19 protein-coding genes and 1 pseudogene are annotated in these 18,395 nt (G+C 29.1%); 13 read left to right on the top strand and 7 right to left on the bottom strand.

Annotation, left to right across the window (positions count from 1 at the left end; genetic code table 11):
• From AJ888_RS01150 to AJ888_RS09330, 3 genes are all read left to right on the top strand, one after another.
• Positions 1-1,509: AMP-binding protein (locus tag AJ888_RS01150; RefSeq protein ID WP_070296098.1), on the top strand; the 1,509-nt coding region annotated here is incomplete at its 5' end.
• Between the two features lie 39 nt (positions 1,510-1,548).
• Positions 1,549-1,773 carry a phosphopantetheine-binding protein gene (locus AJ888_RS01145; protein WP_070296097.1) on the top strand — a complete coding sequence of 75 codons (225 nt, stop codon included), beginning with the start codon at positions 1,549-1,551 and terminating at the stop codon, positions 1,771-1,773.
• The gene (locus AJ888_RS09330) at positions 1,770-3,467 is read left to right on the top strand and encodes a hypothetical protein (RefSeq protein ID WP_250643780.1); all 1,698 of its coding nucleotides are present in this window, start codon (positions 1,770-1,772) and stop codon (positions 3,465-3,467) included. The genes AJ888_RS01145 and AJ888_RS09330 overlap by 4 nt, the downstream gene beginning before the upstream one ends.
• On the opposite strand, the gene rsmD is transcribed toward AJ888_RS09330, so the two are convergent.
• The 3 genes from rsmD to AJ888_RS01125 are packed head-to-tail and all read right to left on the bottom strand — an operon-like array spanning position 3,468 to position 5,600.
• Positions 3,468-4,154: a 16S rRNA (guanine(966)-N(2))-methyltransferase RsmD gene (gene rsmD / locus AJ888_RS01135; protein ID WP_002862118.1), complete on the bottom strand. Its 687-nt coding sequence runs from the start codon at positions 4,152-4,154 to the stop codon at positions 3,468-3,470.
• Positions 4,147-4,530, bottom strand: a complete 384-nt coding sequence (locus tag AJ888_RS01130; RefSeq protein WP_002862116.1) for a hypothetical protein — start codon at positions 4,528-4,530, stop codon at positions 4,147-4,149. The genes rsmD and AJ888_RS01130 overlap by 8 nt, the downstream gene beginning before the upstream one ends.
• Entirely contained in the window at positions 4,527-5,600 is a 1,074-nt protein-coding gene (locus tag AJ888_RS01125) for a DUF5644 domain-containing protein (protein ID WP_002862115.1), read from the bottom strand. The genes AJ888_RS01130 and AJ888_RS01125 overlap by 4 nt, the downstream gene beginning before the upstream one ends.
• An 86-nt stretch (positions 5,601-5,686) precedes the next feature.
• Here AJ888_RS01125 and AJ888_RS01120 point away from each other — a divergent pair, with 86 nt between their 5' ends.
• The 3 genes and pseudogenes from AJ888_RS01120 to AJ888_RS01110 all read left to right on the top strand — a co-directional run bounded on the left by AJ888_RS01120 (position 5,687) and on the right by AJ888_RS01110 (position 8,031).
• Positions 5,687-6,508 (top strand): thiamine-phosphate kinase, encoded by an 822-nt coding sequence (locus AJ888_RS01120; protein ID WP_002862114.1) that lies wholly within the window; start codon positions 5,687-5,689, stop codon positions 6,506-6,508.
• Entirely contained in the window at positions 6,477-7,595 is a 1,119-nt protein-coding gene (truD, locus tag AJ888_RS01115; protein ID WP_002862113.1) for a tRNA pseudouridine(13) synthase TruD, read from the top strand. The genes AJ888_RS01120 and truD overlap by 32 nt, the downstream gene beginning before the upstream one ends.
• Before the next feature lie 121 nt (positions 7,596-7,716).
• Positions 7,717-8,031: pseudogene (locus tag AJ888_RS01110) on the top strand (hypothetical protein).
• A 157-nt stretch (positions 8,032-8,188) separates the two neighbouring features.
• On the opposite strand, the gene prfB reads toward AJ888_RS01110, so the two are convergent.
• Positions 8,189-9,286, bottom strand: coding sequence for a peptide chain release factor 2 (gene prfB / locus AJ888_RS01105; protein ID WP_002862111.1), 1,098 nt, complete (start codon positions 9,284-9,286; stop codon positions 8,189-8,191).
• Positions 9,287-9,359: 73 nt separating this feature from the next.
• Here prfB and rimO point away from each other — a divergent pair, with 73 nt between their 5' ends.
• Both rimO and tilS read left to right on the top strand, forming a co-directional pair.
• Positions 9,360-10,679 carry a 30S ribosomal protein S12 methylthiotransferase RimO gene (gene rimO, locus AJ888_RS01100; RefSeq protein ID WP_002862110.1) on the top strand — a complete coding sequence of 440 codons (1,320 nt, stop codon included), beginning with the start codon at positions 9,360-9,362 and terminating at the stop codon, positions 10,677-10,679.
• Positions 10,669-11,634, top strand: a complete 966-nt coding sequence (tilS, locus tag AJ888_RS01095) for a tRNA lysidine(34) synthetase TilS (RefSeq protein WP_002862109.1) — start codon at positions 10,669-10,671, stop codon at positions 11,632-11,634. The genes rimO and tilS overlap by 11 nt, the downstream gene beginning before the upstream one ends.
• Here tilS and AJ888_RS01090 read toward each other — a convergent pair.
• From AJ888_RS01090 to ciaI, 3 genes are read right to left on the bottom strand one after another with little or no spacing between them, the layout of a single operon-like run.
• Complete coding sequence (locus AJ888_RS01090; protein ID WP_044794360.1) at positions 11,617-12,330, bottom strand: EI24 domain-containing protein; 714 nt, start codon at positions 12,328-12,330, stop codon at positions 11,617-11,619. The two genes, tilS and AJ888_RS01090, sit on opposite strands and share 18 nt — an antisense overlap.
• A gap of 1 nt (position 12,331) precedes the next feature.
• Positions 12,332-13,021 (bottom strand): dUTPase, encoded by a 690-nt coding sequence (dut, locus tag AJ888_RS01085; RefSeq protein ID WP_002862107.1) that lies wholly within the window; start codon positions 13,019-13,021, stop codon positions 12,332-12,334.
• Between the two features lie 36 nt (positions 13,022-13,057).
• Entirely contained in the window at positions 13,058-13,621 is a 564-nt protein-coding gene (gene ciaI / locus AJ888_RS01080; protein WP_044794358.1) for an intracellular survival protein CiaI, read from the bottom strand.
• A gap of 74 nt (positions 13,622-13,695) precedes the next feature.
• On the opposite strand from ciaI, the gene AJ888_RS01075 reads away from it, so the two are divergent.
• The 5 genes from AJ888_RS01075 (at position 13,696) to AJ888_RS01055 (ending at position 18,394) form a co-directional block, all read left to right on the top strand.
• A complete protein-coding gene (locus tag AJ888_RS01075) occupies positions 13,696-14,103 on the top strand; it encodes a hypothetical protein (RefSeq protein WP_002862105.1) in 408 nt (135 codons plus the stop codon).
• Between the two features lie 71 nt (positions 14,104-14,174).
• Entirely contained in the window at positions 14,175-14,957 is a 783-nt protein-coding gene (locus AJ888_RS01070) for an ABC transporter permease (protein ID WP_002862104.1), read from the top strand.
• Positions 14,954-15,616, top strand: coding sequence for an ABC transporter ATP-binding protein (locus AJ888_RS01065; RefSeq protein WP_002862103.1), 663 nt, complete (start codon positions 14,954-14,956; stop codon positions 15,614-15,616). The genes AJ888_RS01070 and AJ888_RS01065 overlap by 4 nt, the downstream gene beginning before the upstream one ends.
• Positions 15,616-16,734, top strand: coding sequence for a capsule biosynthesis protein (locus AJ888_RS01060; RefSeq protein WP_070296096.1), 1,119 nt, complete (start codon positions 15,616-15,618; stop codon positions 16,732-16,734). Before AJ888_RS01065 ends, AJ888_RS01060 begins: the two co-directional genes overlap by 1 nt.
• 1 nt (position 16,735) lies before the next feature.
• Positions 16,736-18,394: a polysaccharide biosynthesis/export family protein gene (locus tag AJ888_RS01055; RefSeq protein ID WP_070296095.1), complete on the top strand. Its 1,659-nt coding sequence runs from the start codon at positions 16,736-16,738 to the stop codon at positions 18,392-18,394.
• Position 18,395 lies beyond the last annotated feature (1 nt).

The following is an 18,395-nucleotide window of genomic DNA, read 5'->3' as shown; positions in this document are numbered from 1 at the left end:
ATGACAACCCATATCTACGATTTTTTAGAAAAAAGTTTAATCAAATTTAGCAAAAAAACAGCTTTTGTAGAACCCTTTGCCAAGGAAAGAAAGGAAATCACTTATAAAAACTTTGATCTTTTTTCTAAAAAACTAACCAGTGAAATTTTAAGAAACCTAGGAAATAATAATCCTATACAAGCTCCTGTTTTAATCATCTTGCCTAAAGGGATTGATTGTTTGATTTCATTTTTTGGAGTGGCATTAAGTGGAAATTTTTATACCCTTTTAGATGAGAAAAGTCCTAAAGAAAGAGTAGAAAAAGTTATAGAGGTTTTAAAACCTAAACTTTTTATCACTTCAAAGGATTTAAATTTTAACTTAGATTTGCCTACACTTTATACACAAGACTTTGAAAGTTTTAATATAGATGAGAGTTTAATAAAAACTGCAAAAGAAAAACATATAGATACTAATTTACTTTATGTGCTTTTTACCAGTGGGAGCACAGGCATTCCTAAAGGAGTAAGCATAGCACATAAGAGTGTGATTGATTATACTTTTTGGGTATGTGAGACTTTTAAATTTGATGAGAATGAAATTTTAGCCAATCAAGCACCATTTTATTTTGACAATAGTGTTTTAGATATCTTTTCAAGTGTAAAATCAGGAGCAACTTTACATCTTTTACCTAATCATCTTTTTGCCTTTCCAAATAAAATTTTAGAATGTCTTGAAAAAGAAAAAGTAAGCACTATATTTTGGGTGCCTTCGGTGCTGATTTATTTTGCAAATGAAAAAGGATTGCAAAAATATTCACTAAATCTTTTAAGAAAAATTCTCTTTGCTGGTGAAATCATGCCTAATAAACAGCTAAATATTTGGCGTAAACACTTACCCAATGCTTTGTTTGCCAACCTTTATGGCCCAACAGAAATCGCTGATGTATGTTCTTTTTATATCATAAATCGCACTTTTAAAGATGAAGAACTTTTACCCATAGGCAAAGCATGTAAGAACACAGAACTTTTAGTTTTTGATGAAAATATGAATTTCATAAGTCCTAAACAAATAGACATTAAAGGGGAGCTTTACGTGCGTGGAACTTCTTTGTCTTTAGGGTATTATAATGACAAAGAAAAAACCAAACAAGCTTTTATACAAAATCCTTTACATGATAATTATTTAGATTTACTCTATAAAACAGGAGATATTGTTTCTTATAATGAATTTGGCGAACTTTTATGCTATGGAAGAGCAGATAATCAGATCAAATACATGGGACATAGGATAGAACTTGGAGAAATAGAAAGCATGATAAATTCTCATCCAAATATAAAAAATAGCGCTTGTATTTTTAAAAATAAAATCATTTGTTTTTATGAAAGCGAAGAAGAACTTGATCTAAAAACATTTTGTAAAGAAAGATTGGTTTCTTATATGATACCAAGTCAATTTATTAAAATTGACAAATTTAAACTCAATCAAAATGGTAAAATTGATAGGAAAGTTTTAAAAGAACTTGTTTAAATAAATATTTTATAATTTCAAAAAACCAAAGGAGTAAAAATGCAAGAAATCAAACAATTTTTTATCAATATTGGCAAGGGTCATATTAGTGAATTTGATAACAATCTAATAGAAAATGGTTTTATTGATAGTGTTGATATAATGAATTTGGTTGCTGAAATTGAAAAATTTTATCAGATTACTTTAGATTTTGATGATATTACGCCGGAAAATTTTATCAATTTTAAATCTATAAAAGCAATGTTAGAGCTTAAAAAAATATGAAAGTTGTTGTTTGTGGACATAGCGATTTTGTCATATCTTTTTCTTCTATGCAACAATCTTTTAAAAAATACAATATAGAATTAAAAAATTTAAGCTTACCAGCGACTAATTCTAGTTTTTATATATTTTTATCTTTACTTAAAGAAAACTATAATGAGTTAAAAGAGTCTGATTTAATAATTATTTTATTTAATACTTCTGATGATTCTTATATTTCAAATAAAGAAAGGATTGTTCAAGAAATTTATTTTACCTTCAATCAACTTTCATTATTGCAAAATAAAGTTTTAGTACTTTTAAAACATAATTTAAATCAGAGGTTTAATTTTTTTGTGGAAAGAATTTATAGAAAATTATGTGTAGATTTTGGTTTTTCTCTTATTGATTTTAATGAAAATAATCATTTAAGAACTGATATCTTGAAATTAACCTATGATAATACCCATTATTTTAATTTTGTTTTAGGTCAATTAGCTGAAAAAATTGCTATAAATTTTCATAATTTTCCTTTACCTAAAAAAAATATTAACAATAAAATAAATTTCAAGATTTGCTTTGCAAGCGAAATGATAAATTCTCAAAATTGTGAGTTAATAAAATTTAAATGTCATTTATTTGATGAGCTAAAAATATATAAAATTACAAAGGAAAATTTTTTAAGATTTCCCGAAGAATATGAAAATTATTACATAATAGATGTTATTAGTAATAATCAAAATGCTGTTTTAATGTCGTCTCTTTGTTTTAAAACCGAAAAAACAATCAAAACAACTTTATTAAGACCAGGTCTTGCTTGTAAAGGTTTAAATGAACCTATAAAAATCACAAATAAACTCAAAGTTTTATATGATTATTTAGATGAAAGAATAAATGAAGATAAATGGTATCCTTATGATATGGTAAAAAGTGATAAAAAGCTAGGATATTGTGGAGTTATTGCATTTTTATTAATTGATAACAATGAAATAAGCATAGATATTGAAGAATATGAAAATCAAACTATTTTAATACCAAGAGAATATAATTTTAATCATTTGGCTCCTCCTGTGGAATTATATAAAGAAGTTATAAATGAATATTGCTCTAAAATGGATCCAAGAAAACTAGCTCCTTTACAAAATCAAATCAAAGAAAAAGATAATATCATCTCTACTTTAAATCAAGAAAAAACAATGCTACAAAATGAACTTAATTCTTTTCCTATTAAAAAACAAAACTTAGAAATAAAAAATTTGGAACAAGATTTAAAAAATAAAGAATTACAATCTTTTGTTTTAAAAAAAGAATTAGGAAATAAATTTGTAAAAAATATAAACATAAACTATATAGATAAAAATTCAGCCAAATTCCGCATTCACAATCATCTATCTTATAAATTAGGACAAGCTTTGATTGAAAATTCAAAAAGCATATTAGGATATATAAGAATACCTTTTGTATTATCATATATAAAAGATAAGCATAAATTTGAACAAAAAGCCTATGAAGAAAAAATAAAAGACAATCCAAATTTAGCTTTACCTCCTTTAGAAACTTATCCTGACTACAAAGAAGCTTTAAAAGAAAAAGAATGTTTTACTTATAAACTAGGTGAAGCTTTTATTAAAGCTAGTAAGAATTGGTATGGGGGGGGGTATATCAAATTTATCCTCAAAGATGTGCTTAGGTTGAAGAGGGAGTTTGGGAAGAGGTAATTAATTTGAACTATAAAAACTTAAACTTGTTGATCCAAATTTCTTTTCTTTGACTTTTTGAAAATTTTGGATTTTTTCGGGAGTTTTTATGGTTGAGTGGTGTTCAAAAATGATTAAATTTAAAGTCTTTAAATCTAAATTTTCTAAAAAATGATAAATTTTTTCATAAATATCGCTAAAACCTTCTCTGATATCAAAAGGCGGGTCAAGATATAAGATGATTTCATTTTTTGAATTTTCTATGAGTTGGGGTAAAATTTCAAAAGTATTTGCGTGGATCGCTTCTAAATTTGGATCTATGTTTTTAGCATTTTCTAAAGCAATTTTATAGGCTTTTACATCAAGTTCTATAGCATAAGCTTTTAAAGCATAATTGCTTAGTGCTTCGGCCGCCATCAAAGCACTTCCGCCAAAGGCTTCAATGAAAATTTTATCTCTTAAATCTTCCCTTATTACATTAAAAACACAACTTTTTACTATACTTTTAGTGCTTCTTGTTGTTGTAAGACTAGGTAAAAGTAGTTTTTTTCCTTTGTATTTACCACTTTCTATATTTGTATAAAGCTTTGTTTCTTTGATTTTTTTTATTTTTTCTTTAGGAGAAGTAATTTCTTGTTTTTGAAGAAATTTTTTTCTTTTTTCATTGTGATTAAAAAAGTCTTTAACGCTTATAAATTCATCATTCATCATTAAGTGCTTTTACGAGTTTGTTTTTAAGATTTTTTATGGCAAGATCGATTTTATTTTCATAATCTTTTTTAAATTCCAAAGCAATAGCTTCAATTTTTTCTTCAAGCAGTCTTTTTTGTTCAAGCGCAAGTTGCAAAGCTGCTGCTTTTAAGGCATTGTCAAATTCATTTAAAGACTCAAACAAGGCTTCTTTGCTAAATGGCACGCTTAAAAATGGAGAGTTCTTAGAGATGATAAATAAGGGTTTTGCGGTGTGAATTTTTTCATCACTAATGATAAAATCACAATCTTTTTTCATTACCAAATGATCTTTTAAAAAAAGTTCTAAAGTTTTTTCTATGATGAGATCTTTACATTCTAAAGAGATTTTCATATCAAATTAACCTTTAAAGTGTGATTTTTTAATGATGGAGCTTGTATGCCTTGGATAAGGGCTAAAAACTCAAAACGACTTAAAATATAAAAGTCTTCAAAATCTCTTTTGCTTGTTTGCATAAGTTTTTTAGCACAAGTATCAAAAAGATAAAAATCCTTTTCTTCTTTTACTACCATAAAATCAGCCCCGCTATCATAAGCGTCCAAAACAATATCTGCAGCCATTTTATAGCTTAGTGTAGGATTTAAATTCAGCAAAGTGAAGCCATTATTTTTTGTACTGTTTTCATAGGAAATAAATTTAGCCTCAAGTTTGGATTTTAAAGTATCGCAAGCATTAAAACCATAAAAAGCTATATTGAAATCTTTAAAATTATGTTTAATTTCCTTAAGTTCTTTAATCTCATTATCAAAAGCATTGGTTTTAGGTAAATCAAAGTGTAAAATATTTTTATCAAAAAGCCCTAAATTTAAAATTTCATTTTGTAGGTTTTTGATCGTTGTTTCTAAAATTTCATTTTTGCTTTCAAGATGATAAAAAATACCCTTTTCTTTATCTGCTAGAGTTTTTAAAATTTCTATTTTTTTTTCAGGATATTTTTCTATCATTTTTGAGGCCAAATAAAACACTCCATCGCCCATATATTCAGGAAGATAGTCTAAAATTTCACTTGCATAATATAAATAATCATATTTTGCATAAAGCTTTTTATCCTCTTCATCGCCAAATTTTTCAAGATATTTGTATTTGTCTAAAAAATCATTTTTATCAATGATAAGATCTTTAATAGCTCTTTTTGTACTTAAAGGCTCGATACAAAGATTAAAATCAAATTCTTTTGCTATTTTTTCTAAAGGTGTAAAAAGTGGTATGATTTGCTTATTTACCACTATGTAAGTGTCTTCATCTTTATCAAAATCAAAATAAATATCATCATCTTGAACTTGCAAAAGCAGATCATAAAAGCTTGCAAAATTTTCATAATTATCATAAATATAAGGTTTATAATAAGCCTCATAATCCTTGGTTTTATCAAATCTAAAAATTCTTAATTCTAATTTTTTCATGGTTTTTCCTTAAATATTTCTATATTATATAAAATTTTTCTAAAATTCACTAGAATTTAAAAGGAAATTTTATAAAATCACGCATTATGAACAAAGAAGATTTTATTATCAAAGCTTTTTTAAATGAAAAAAATGGCGATGATGGAGCTATTATCGATGATTGGTGTTTTAGCAAGGATTTGTTTTTTGAAAATGTGCACTTTAAAAGAGAGTGGTTTAGCTTAGAGCAAATCGCTACAAAAGCAATGCTTGTTAATATCTCAGATGCCATTGCGATGAATGCTGTACCAAAATACGCACTTTTAGGACTTGCTTTACCAAAAAAATTAAGCGAAAATGAGATCAAAGCCTTGCAAAAAGGTTTTTTAAAAACAGCTAGGAAATTTAATATAAAAATCATAGGCGGCGATACTATAAGTAATGATAAAATAGACATTAGTCTTACTATCATTTCAAAGATTAACGATAAAGCCGTTTTTAGAAAAGGTTTAAAAAAAGGACATTTACTTGCTTATACAGGAAAATTAGGACGAAGTTTAAAAGGGCTTGAAATTTTACAAAATGGGGGTACTTTAAAACCAAACCATGTATTTATAAAGCCAAAATTAAGAGCTAGTTTTTTTTATGAAATCGCACCTTTAATTTCTTGTGCTATGGATATTTCAGATGGTTTAAGCAAAGATTTATCGAGGCTTTTATCCTTAAATAAATGCGGTATTTCTTGGTTTAAAAAACTTGATGATTATACGCTTTATAGCGGAGAAGAATATGAAATTTTATTTGCTTTTGATGAAAAAGAACGGCAAAATATAGAAACAATAGCCAAAAAATACGGCGTGAAATTAAATATCTTTGGAAAAGCAGTGAAAGGAAAATATGAATTTAGCGGAAGAGAACATCATTTTTAAGCCTTTGTATAGTTTAAAACACAGTCCTATTAATGCGTATTTTAGTAAAAATAGCGATGATTTTGTAGTGCGTGAAAGGCCTTTGTATGAATTTAGCGGCAAGGGCGAGCATCTTATTTTGCATATCAATAAAAAAGATTTAACCGCAAATGAAGCTTTAAAAATTTTAAGTGAAGCAAGCGGGGTTAAAATAAGAGATTTTGGTTATGCAGGGCTTAAAGACAAGCAAGGATCAACCTTTCAATACCTTTCTATGCCTAAAAAATTTGAGAGTTTTTTGTCAAATTTTTCTCATCCTAAACTTAAAATTTTAGAAATTTTTACCCACGAAAACAAGCTAAGAATAGGGCATTTAAAAGGAAATTCTTTTTTCATACGCTTAAAAAAAGTTTTACCAAGCGATGCTTTAAAACTAGAACAAGCTTTGATGAATTTAGATAAACAAGGTTTTGCGAATTATTTTGGCTATCAGCGTTTTGGAAAATTTGGGGATAATTATAAAGAAGGGCTTGAAATTTTGCGTGGTAAAAAGATGAAAAATGTAAAAATGAAAGAGTTCTTAATTTCAGCTTTTCAAAGCGAGCTTTTTAATCGCTATTTGAGTAAAAGAGTGGAGTTATCACATTTTGCAAATGATTTTAGCGAAAAAGAATTGATCCAAATTTATAAAATTTCTAAAGAAGAAGCTAAGGAGCTTAAAAAACAAGAACAATTTTTTAAGCTTTTAAAAGGCGAGGTTTTAGGGCATTATCCTTTTGGAAAGTGTTTTTTATGTGAGGATTTGAGTGCTGAGCTTGAGCGTTTTAGAGCAAGAGACATTAGTGCTATGGGACTTTTAATCGGTGCTAAGGCTTATGAAACAGGAGAAGGTTTGGCCTTAAATTTAGAAAATGAAATTTTTAAAGATGCTTTGGAGTTTAAGGCTAAAATGCAAGGTTCAAGACGCTTTATGTGGGGATATTTAGAAGAGTTAAAATGGCGTTATGATGAAGAAAAAGCTCATTTTTGTATAGAGTTTTTCTTGCAAAAAGGCTCTTATGCTACTGTGGTTTTAGAAGAAATTTTGCATAAAAATTTGTTTGAGTGAAATAATTATGAGTTAAATTTTTACGTGATTTTTACTTTAGAATTTATTGCAAAAATGATATTTAAATTTTAAATTTAGGTATAGTTATATTAATTTAATTTTAAAACTAGGAGCAAAAATAATGAAAAAGATTTTAACAAGTGCTTTGGCTTTAGGAGCTATGACTTTGATTATAGGTTGTGGCGATGGCGATTTAGTCGAGTAAAAAAACAATGGCAACGATCAAGCTATGTTTGATTTAGGTAATCAAGAGATTATGAAAAAATATCCAAATCATAAACTTTATGATTATACTTCAGTCAGAACAATTAGTGATATTAACAATCCAGAAGGCAAAATTAAAGAAATGAAGCGTGATTTAGAAATAGATAAAACTCCATACTCAAACTATGTTTTCTTATTAAATCCAAACGATAAAAAGACTATAAAGTTGTGAGTGTTTATTGCGATAAAGATTTTAAGAAAAGAGTTTATTGTTCTGTGAATGATGCTCTTAGGTTTTATGCAAGATAATAAAACAAGCGGGAAAATCCCGCTATCTTTCTAATTTTTTTATACCGACATTTTGCAGAAATTACTTATTTTTAAGCCTGCTACTCCGCTTTTAAGGCAATTAAAACGCCTTCTATCATTTTTTTGATATCCCCATCAAGGATATTATCCACTTGAGAAAAAGCTTCTCCGCTGCGATTGTCTTTGACTTGCTGATAAGGGAAAAGCACATAAGAACGGATTTGATGCCCCCAACCTATCTCGCTTTTTTCTCCAGTATTAGCACTATCTTGTTGTTTCATGAGTTCAAGTTCATAAAGGCGAGATTTTAGCATTTTAAAAGCGGTGGCTTTGTTTTTGTGCTGACTTCTGTCATTTTGGCATTGTACGACTATGCCGGTTGGAAAATGCGTGATTCTCACAGCTGATTCTGTTTTATTAACATGTTGTCCGCCTGCACCGCTTGCTCTGTAATAATCTATTCTTATGTCTTTTTCTTCGATTTCAATTTCTATATCATCATCAAGTTCAGGGCTTACCATAACACTTGAAAAGCTTGTATGACGGCGTCCTGCACTATCAAAAGGAGAAGTTCTTACCAAACGATGGATGCCATTTTCAGCCTTTAAATAACCATAAGCATTTTCGCCTTTAACTAAAAAGCTCACATCTTTAAGCCCTGCTTCTTCGCCTTCTTGAAAGTCTAGAGTTTCGACTTTAAAACCTTCTCTTTCGCAAAATCTTAAATACATTCTATAAAGTATGCTTGCCCAGTCATTACTTTCTGTTCCACCCGCACCTGGGTGAATGGAAACAATGGCATTTTTACCATCATTTTCCCCGCTTAAAAGCATGGAAATTTCAAGACTTGTGATGGTATCTTCAAGTTTTGGCGCGTCATTAAATAAAGCTTCAAGCGTTTCTGTATCGTTTTCGCTATTGGCTAGATCGAAAAGTTCGCTTGCGTCATTTAGGGCGTTAAAAGCATTTTCATAGTTTTTAAGTAGATTGGTGATTTTGGTTTTTTCTTTGCCTATGATCCCTGCTTGTTTTACATCGCTCCAAAAAGAAGGAGAATTTTCAAGCTCTTCGATTTCTTTAAGCCTTGTTTTGATATTTTCAGGCTTGATGATGGAGGCTATGTTGCCGACTTTGTTTTTTAAAGTTTTTAAAAGTTCGCTAAATTCGTAATTATCCATAAAATTTCTTTGCTATAATTATATTTTTAAAATCAAAAATTATATCAAAAGAAAACTTTAATATAGGAAAAAAATGTCAAAACTTTATCTTATGTCTTTAGGTTGTAATAAAAATTTAGTCGATAGTGAGATCATGCTAGGACGCCTTAGTACTTATGAGCTTTGCGATGAACCAAGTAAGGCTGATGTTTTGATCGTAAATACCTGTGGTTTTATCGACAGTGCAAAAAAAGAAAGCATTAATGCGATTTTGGATTTGCACGAACAAAGAAAAAAAGATTCTCTTTTGGTGGTTACGGGTTGTTTGATGCAGCGTTACCGCGAAGAACTTATGAAAGAACTTCCTGAGGTTGATCTTTTCACGGGTGTGGGTGATTATGAAAGAATTGATGAAATGATACTTAAAAAAACAAATTTATTTTCAAATTCGACTTATTTGCAAAGTGAAAATTCCAAACGCATTATCACAGGTTCAAATTTCCATGCTTTTATAAAAATCGCCGAAGGTTGTAATCAAAAATGCTCTTTTTGTGCTATCCCAAGTTTTAAAGGCAAGTTAAAATCTCGCGAAATAAATAGCATTATAGCTGAGCTTAAAGATTTGGTGGCTAGAGGTTATAAGGATTTTTCTTTTATCGCGCAAGATACGAGTTCTTATTTGTTTGATAAGAGTGAAAAAGATGGACTTATACGCTTAATCGATGAGGTAGAAAAAATCAAAGGCATAAGAGCGGCTAGAATTTTATATCTTTATCCTACGAGTGCGAGTGAAGCTTTGATCAAACGCATTATAGCTTCTGAAATTTTTGTAAATTATTTTGATATGCCTTTACAACACATAAGTGATAATATGCTTAAAATCATGAAGCGTGGGGCAAATAGCACAAGACTTAAAGAAATGCTAAATTTAATGAAAAGTGCACCAAATAGTTTTTTACGCACGGGCTTTATCGTAGGGCATCCAGGTGAAAGTGAGGCGGATTTTGAAGAGCTTTGTGAGTTTGTTAAAGACTTTGGTTTTGATAGAGTGAGTGTTTTTGCGTATTCTAAGGAAGAAGATACGGCTGCTTTTGATATGGAGCAAGTGTCTTTTAAAGTGATCAATAAAAGGCTTAAAATTATAGAAAAAATTGTTGATGAAGTGATAGAAAAAAGTTTTGAAAAAGAAGTAGGGCAAAAGCGTTTGGTAGTTTGCACGGGAGAAAGTAGTGAGGGAGAGTTTTTCATCGCAGCTAAAGATTTAAGATGGGATAGAGAGATTGATGGGGAAATTCTTATCAATGAAAGCGAATGTGGAAATTTAGAAATGGGGCAAATTTATGAATGTGAAATTTTACAAAACCTTGATAAAAAGCTCCTTGCTAAGGCTTTAAGAAAAGTAGATGCAAATTAAAGATGAAATTTTAGCCCTTTTAAAAAGGGGTAAAAATTTACTCGCTTTTTCTTATGGAAGTGATTCTAGTGCGCTTTTTTATCTTTTAATGCAAGAAAAGATCGACTTTGATCTTGTGATGATAAATTATAAAACTAGAAAAAATAGTGATTTAGAAGAGTTAAAAGCTAAAGAACTTGCTTTGAAATTTCATAAAAAAATTTTTATAAAACACGCTCCTAAATTTCAAAGTAATTTTGAAAAAAAAGCCAGAGATTTTCGCTATGATTTTTTTGAAAAAATTTGTCTTGAGCAAGATTATGATCATCTTATCTTAGCCCATCATTTAAACGATCAGTTTGAATGGTTTTTGATGCAACTTTCACGAGGAGCAGGTTTGGCTGAAATTTTAGGTATGCAAGAGTGTGAAAAACGCTCAAATTATACACTTTTACGCCCCTTACTCTTTATAAGTAAAGATGAAATTTCATCTTTTTTAAAAGAAAAAGATATTTTTTATTTCTATGATGAAAGTAATGAAAATGAAAAATATTTTAGAAATTATATAAGAAAAAATTTCTCTAATGCCTTTGTGAGTAAATTTCATCAGGGTTTAAAAAGAAGTTTTTCTTATCTTAATGAAGATAGGAAAAAACTTTATGATTTTGAAAATATCAAAGAAATTCAAGGACTTCTTATTTGCCCTAAAAATGAAAGCTTGATCGCTAGAGCGGTGAAAATGAAAGGTTTACTTTTAAGTACGGCACAAAGAAAGGAGCTTTTAAAGGGTGATTGTGTTTTAGGTGGTAAAATAGCACTTGTATATAAAAATGAACAAGCTATTGTTTTTGAGTATGAAACTTGTCAAAAATTACCTAAAAATTTTAAAGAAGAGTGCAGAATAGCTAAAATTCCAAGACTTTTAAGGGCTTATTTGTATAATCATAAAATCGATATTTCAAGCCTTAGCTTTTAGTTTTAAAATTCTTTGATAGGCTAAATGTGTGAGAAAAATCACAAAAAACACTTGCAAAAAAAGTCCTAAAAGTGGCACTGATGAGAGTAGATAAAAACAAAGAGTGCTAAATTTAAACTCTAAAGGCGAAAAATTAGAATGAAAATTTTTAAAACTTTCTTTGTCTAAAATCGTGCTTGTAACATCAATCATTAAAAGTTTGTGAAAGAGATAATAAAAGGCAAGATAATATACAAAAATATTGATAAAAGGTAAAAATAAAGTCAAGGTACAAAGCAATAAAATCCCTATAAATTTTATAAATATTTTAAAAAATTCAAAGATAGTTTTTAGGGTTGAAACTTCGTTTGTATTATCATAATGGTAATATTTTTGGTTGATTTCTTTAGCGATAAAAGGAGTGAGAAAAGAAGTGATAAAAAGGGCTAAAAAAACCGAAGCAAAAACAACAATAAAACCTGAAAATAAAAAACTTATGATGGTGATTAAAATTTGTACAAAATGAAGAGCATAAAACCACGCCCAAAACGAATCTTCTCCAACACTAAATAAAGAATTGAAATAATCTAGCAAAGCCGAAAAGCCAAGTGCTCCTAAAAAAAGCATAAGTACAAGGCTAAAAATCAAAGGAATTAAAGCAAATTTTAAAAATTTAAGACTTAAAAAATCTTTGATCGCAAGTTTTAAAATATCCAAATTATGCCTTTTTATAGCATTTTTCTAGTTTTTTATAAATAGTATCAAAATCAAGCTCTTGTTCTAAAATTTGAGCTAAAACTTCATTGTCTTCTTTACCATTCCAAGTTTTTTTATAGCTACCATCTTTGTAGCCATTGTTTTGTCTAAAGATATTTAAAACATTTTTTCCTATGTAGGTTTTATAAAGAATTTCAAGATTAAGCCCGCATTTAATAGCTAGGGTAAAATAGGTTGAAAGCAATTCTCCAAGATTAAATCCAAAGCCACTGCATTTATGGATAATAAGCTCTATATCATTTAAAATACCATAAATATCACTCTCATTAGGATGCTCTTCTTCTTTGCAAAAATCCTGAAATACACTCACTGAAATCACTTCATTGGCTATAATTTTAAAATCATTTCCATTTTTATCGCGATATTCTTCAAGTAAAAGACTTAAGATAAAATGCCAAATATCGACAATCTCTATACGTACATTTTTCCAATTTGTCGGACTTGAAATGTTTTTCCAATGTTTCCATGCAAAAGAGTCTATAAGTTCTGCACATTCCATATAAATACAACGTCTCCAACTGATCAGTTTTCCTTCTTTGGTGTAGCCATTTTCCCAATTTAAGCCATTGGTTTCATCATTGAGTTTTTGTTGGAGTTTGAGCATATTTTCTAAAATTTCGATATTTGTCATTTAAAAACTCCTTGATAATTTTTAATATTATATGATTTAAGCGTAAAGATTTAAACTATCATCTGTCTTATCTTGATTTTCCTTGGCTTTTTCTTGTTGTTTTTCAAGTTGTTTTTTCATTTGTTCTAAAACTTCATCAAGAAGTTTTTTGCTATCTTCAAGCATAGAAGTGTTAATATCTTTATCATCTGTTTGATTTTGTTTTAGTAAATCACTGAGTTTATTTGTAAAATTATTCATAATAGCATTTTGATGGTTTTCATCATTTGGTGTCGGTAGAACATTTGCCATTTGCATAGCTGATTCGATAATTTCCTTTGGCTTTAACTCTCCAACTTTAGAATTTGCTAAAAAATCTTTGATCATAGGTTCAACTTCTTTCATAGCATTTTTAATCTCATTAAGATCATTTTGTGTGAGTTTAGAGCCTTCAAAAGTAAAGCTAAAACCATACTGACGTTTAAGATTAAGAGTTTTACCTTCTTCATTATTTGCATAACTTATGCTTTGATTGTCATACATAGATAAGGCTAAGTGTTTGCCACTTTTTGTTGTATAATCCATCGAAAAACTCTGGTTTTTGCTAGCATCAATTTGCATTTCTTCCCCTTATATTTATAGTTTAAATCAAAAATCGGTTATTTTTAAAAATATTTTAGTATAATTTTTATAATATGGATGAAAGAATTTTAGAATTTATAAAAAATGAGCAGCTTTTATCTTGGGCTATGATTGATGAAAAAGGTGTTTATACGGCTAGTGCTTTTTATGCTTTTGATGAAAAGAATTTAGCTTTTATTATTGCTTCTCATGAAGACACTAAGCATATAAGATTGGCCAGTGAAAATTCAAGTATAGCACTTAATATAGCTAAAGAAAATAAAATAGCTTTTTTAAAAGGTGTGCAAGCTAAGGCCGAGTTTAAAATGGCAAGCAAGGAACAAATGAAAATTTATTTTTCTAAATTTCCCTTTGCTAAGCTTGATAAAAGTGTAAAAATTTATGCTTTAGAGTTTTTTTGGCTTAAATTTACTAACAATGCTTTAGGACTTAGTAAAAAGCTTGAATTTTGTAAAAAATAAATTTTTATGATTTTGTTTAAAAAAATGAGTTATGATTATAGTTTATGTAAATTGTTAGGTATAGAAAATAAATGTTCAATGTAATTCACGCTTTATTTTTTAGAGAGTTAAAAACTAGATTTGGTGCTAATAGGCATTTGGGTTATCTTTGGGTAGTTGGAGAACCAATGTCAATAACACTTGCTATTACAGTAATTGTTACCATTATAAGAGAATATCATCATCAAGTTATGCCTGAAGGAATTTCTATTTTTATGTTTTTAATTTCAGGTATTATGCCTTATTTTATGTTTAGAAGTATAGTAACTCAGCTTATGAATGGTACTCAGGCAAATTTGGCTCTTTTTGCTTATAAACCTGTAAAGCCTATACATGTATTTATCGCTAGAACTTTGCTTGAATTTTGTATTTATTTTGTGATTTTTATCACTGTGCTTTTTTTTGCAGGATGGTTTTTTAGATTTGATGTATTCCCCGTTCATTTACTCGGAGTTTTATTTTGTATTTTTTTACTTATGTGCTCAGCTTTTGCTTTGGGAATTTGTTTTGCTATTATTTGGCATTTTGTAGAGCCTTTAAGAACTTTATTAGCTTATTTTAGCATAGTGTTTTATTGGAGTTCCGGGATTATATTTCCTACTTGGCTTATGCCAAGACCTTTACTTGATATATTTTATTATAATCCTTTGCTTCACATAATGGAGCTTTTAAGATTTAATTTTTTTGAGAATTATCCTTTGCAAGATGAATATAGTTATTTTTATGCTATATTTTGGATTTTACTTGTTTTATTTATAGGACTTTTTATTTACTACTATAACAGACAAGCTTTAACGGCGGCAAAAAAAGAATGATAAAGTTAATCAATCTAACAAAATCCTATCCTTTATTTAGCGGTGGAAGACATTATGTTTTTAAAAATTTTACTTTTGAATTTCCTGAAAATTGTAGTATAGGATTGATGGGGGGTAATGGAGCAGGTAAGTCCACTCTCATGAGACTTTTAAGCGGGGCAGAGCTTCCTGATAATGGCAAGATAATTACTAATAAAAAATTATCCTGGCCTTTGGGTTTAAACGGAGCTTTTCAAGGTTCTTTAACTGCTAGAGATAATGCTAAATTTGTAGCTAGAGTGTATGGATATAAGGGTAAAGAACTTCAAGAAAAAGTAAAATTCGTAGAAGATTTTGCAGAGCTTGGGAAATTTTTTGATGAGCCTATGAAGACTTATTCTTCGGGAATGAGTGCTAGGATAGCTTTTGGACTTAGCATGGCTTTTGATTTTGATTATTATTTAATTGATGAAGCAGGGGCTGTTGGAGATCCTGCTTTTAGGGAAAAAAGCGTAAAATTATATAGGGAAAGATTAAGCAAATCAAAAGTGATTATGGTATCTCATGATGTAGCTGAAATTAAAGAATGGTGTGATAAAATAATTTATATGAAAAATGGACAAATTGCGGTTTATGATGATGTAGATGAAGGAATAGCTGTATATCAAGGAAAAGCTTAATGGAAGAAAATAAAACTTTATTAGAAAAAATCAAAGATTTAAGCATATTTGATTCTTTTAAAATTGTTTGGTTTATAATGATTTTTGTTGTGATTTATTATACATTGATTGCAGCACCAAGATATGTAAGCACGATGATTTTAGATGTTAGATCAACAAGTGGAGAAAGTGCTCAAACAAGCGGAATTTTGTCTTTGCTTAGTAGCGCTTCTACAGCAAGTGAAGATTTAAATTATCTAAAAGGTTATATAGAATCAAGTGATATGTTAAAAATTTTGGATGAGAAAATTAAACTTAAAAGTCTTTATCAAGAACAACATATAGATTTGCTTTTTAAAATTTGGGATTCAAGTTCCAAAGAGTCTTATTTGAAATATTATCAAAATCGTGTAAAACTTTATGTAGATGAAACCACTAAGCTTTTGCAGGTAGAAGTAGAAGGTTTTACACCTAAATCAGCTCATTTGATTGCTCAAACTATTATGCAAGAAAGCGAAAAATTTATCAATGAAATCTCTCATAAAGCAGCTAGAGAGCAAATGGCTTTCGCTGAGAATGAAGTGCAAAAATACAAAGAACGTTATCAAAAAGCACAAAATGATCTGATTGCTTTTCAAAATAAATACGGAGTTTTCGATCCTTTAAAGCAAGCTGAAACTAAAGCAAGTTTGGTTGCGCAAATTGAGGCTAATCTAGCTCAAAAAGAAGCTAAACTTTTAACTTTACAAAGCTATATGAATGATGCAGCACCTGAAGTAGTAGCACTTAAAGCAGAAATTGAAGCAATCAAAAAACAACTTTTAAGGGAAAAATCTAAAATTTCAGCTAACAATTCTTCTCAAAAGCTTAATGATTTGGCTGCTAAATTTCAGGATTTAACTATAGAAGCTACTTTTGCGCAAAAAGCTTATGAAGCAGCTTTAAAAGCTTATGAAAGTGCTAGAATAGAAGCATTAAGAAAAATAAAACAACTTGTCATCATCCAAAGTCCAGATATTCCAGAAAGCGCAAAATATCCTGAAAGAATTTATGATATTTTAACAGCATTTATTGTATTATCTTTGATTTTTGGGATTGTTAAATTTATTAAAATGATAATAGAGGAGCATAAGTATTAAAATGAAAAAAATATTAATTTTACTTTTTAGTTGTATTTTATGTTTTGGAGCTGTGGATGTTTCACAAATCATTTCAGCAGAGGATCAAGGTTCTACTACAACTAGCATAGATCAAAATTTAAGCTCAAATTATGATATAGCAAATAAAGAAAATAATCTTACAAAAATTCATCAAATTTTAGTATTTGGCGCTCATCTTTTTAATGGAAATTTTAAAAATTACAATCAAAGAGTTTATAACCCAGATTATAAGATCGCAGTTGGTGATCAAATCAGTCTTAAAATTTGGGGAGCTGTTGAGTTTTCGCAAGTTTTAGTGGTGGATTCTCAAGGAAATATTTTTATCCCTAAAGTAGGAGCTGTAAATTTACTAGGTGTGAAAAATAGCGCCCTTGTAAGTGTTATAAAAGCACGTGTTAATAAAATCTATAAAAGCAATGTTTTTGTTTATGCAGATATGAATGCTTATCAAAATGTCAGTGTTTTTGTAACAGGAAGCGTTAATGCTCCAGGACTTTATCAAGGACTTAGTTCGGATTCAGTGGTCCAGTATCTTGATAAAGCAGGGGGTATAAATTTAGAATATGGAAGTTTTAGAGATATTCAAATTTTGCGTAATAACAGCGTGATAAAAAATATTGATTTATATGATTTTTTACTAAAGGGGCAAATGGATCTTTTTCCTTTTAGAAGTGGAGATGTTATTTTAGTAGGAAATGTTCAAAATTACGCTTTTGTTAACGGTGATGTGCAAAGACCTTTTCGTTTTGAACTTTCAAATGATATTAAAACTTTAGCTGACTTAGCTAGAGTATCAGGTGCTAAACCTATCGTGACTAATGCTATCGTAAAAAGTTATGGTGAAGACCATAAACTTGATGTTAGTGCTTATAATAAAATGCAATTTTCAAAAGTTTTACTTAGAACAGGAGATGAGGTAGAATTTCACCCTGAGTATGTTTCTGAAAATATAACTATAAGTGTAAATGGTGAGCATAATGGTTTAAAAACTTTAGTTTTAGGTAAAGGAACGACTTTAGAAGATATTTCTAAACTAATCAAGGCTAATCCGCAATCAAACATGCAAGCTTTGCAAGTATTTAGAAAAAGTGTAGCTAGAACTCAAAAAGAGCTTATCAATGCTCAGCTTAAAGAGCTTGAAACTCTAGCTTTAACTAGCAGTTCTGTTACAGCTCAAGGCGCAGCTATAAGAGCTCAACAAGCAAAAACGATTTTAGAATTTATCCAAAGAGCTAAGCAAGTGCAACCAAAAGGCCAAATTGTCATCGATAATCCAAAATCTTATAATTCGGTTATTTTAGAAGATGGTGATACTATAAATGTTCCAAGTAAGAATAATCTTGTCATAGTTCAAGGCGAGGTTTCTTTACCTGGGGCTTTTGTGTATGATAAGGGAAAAGATTTAAGATATTATATCAATCTTGCAGGAGGTTATGGAGAAAGAGCGGATACTTCAAAAGTTTTGGTGATACGAAGCAATGGAAAAGCTGAAAAATATCATAGTGGTATAGATATGAAACCAGGTGATTCTGTGTTGGTATTGCCAAAAGTAGATAGTGAGAATTTGCAAATTTTTTCAATGTTAACTCAAATTCTTTATCAAATTGCTATCGCAACTAATGTTGTGCTTAATCTTTAAG

Origin of the sequence: Campylobacter sp. BCW_6467 (genome assembly GCF_001762855.1) — a bacterium.
In the GTDB taxonomy this organism is placed as follows: domain Bacteria; phylum Campylobacterota; class Campylobacteria; order Campylobacterales; family Campylobacteraceae; genus Campylobacter_D; species Campylobacter_D jejuni.
This window is presented reverse-complemented; position numbering and strand designations above follow the sequence as displayed.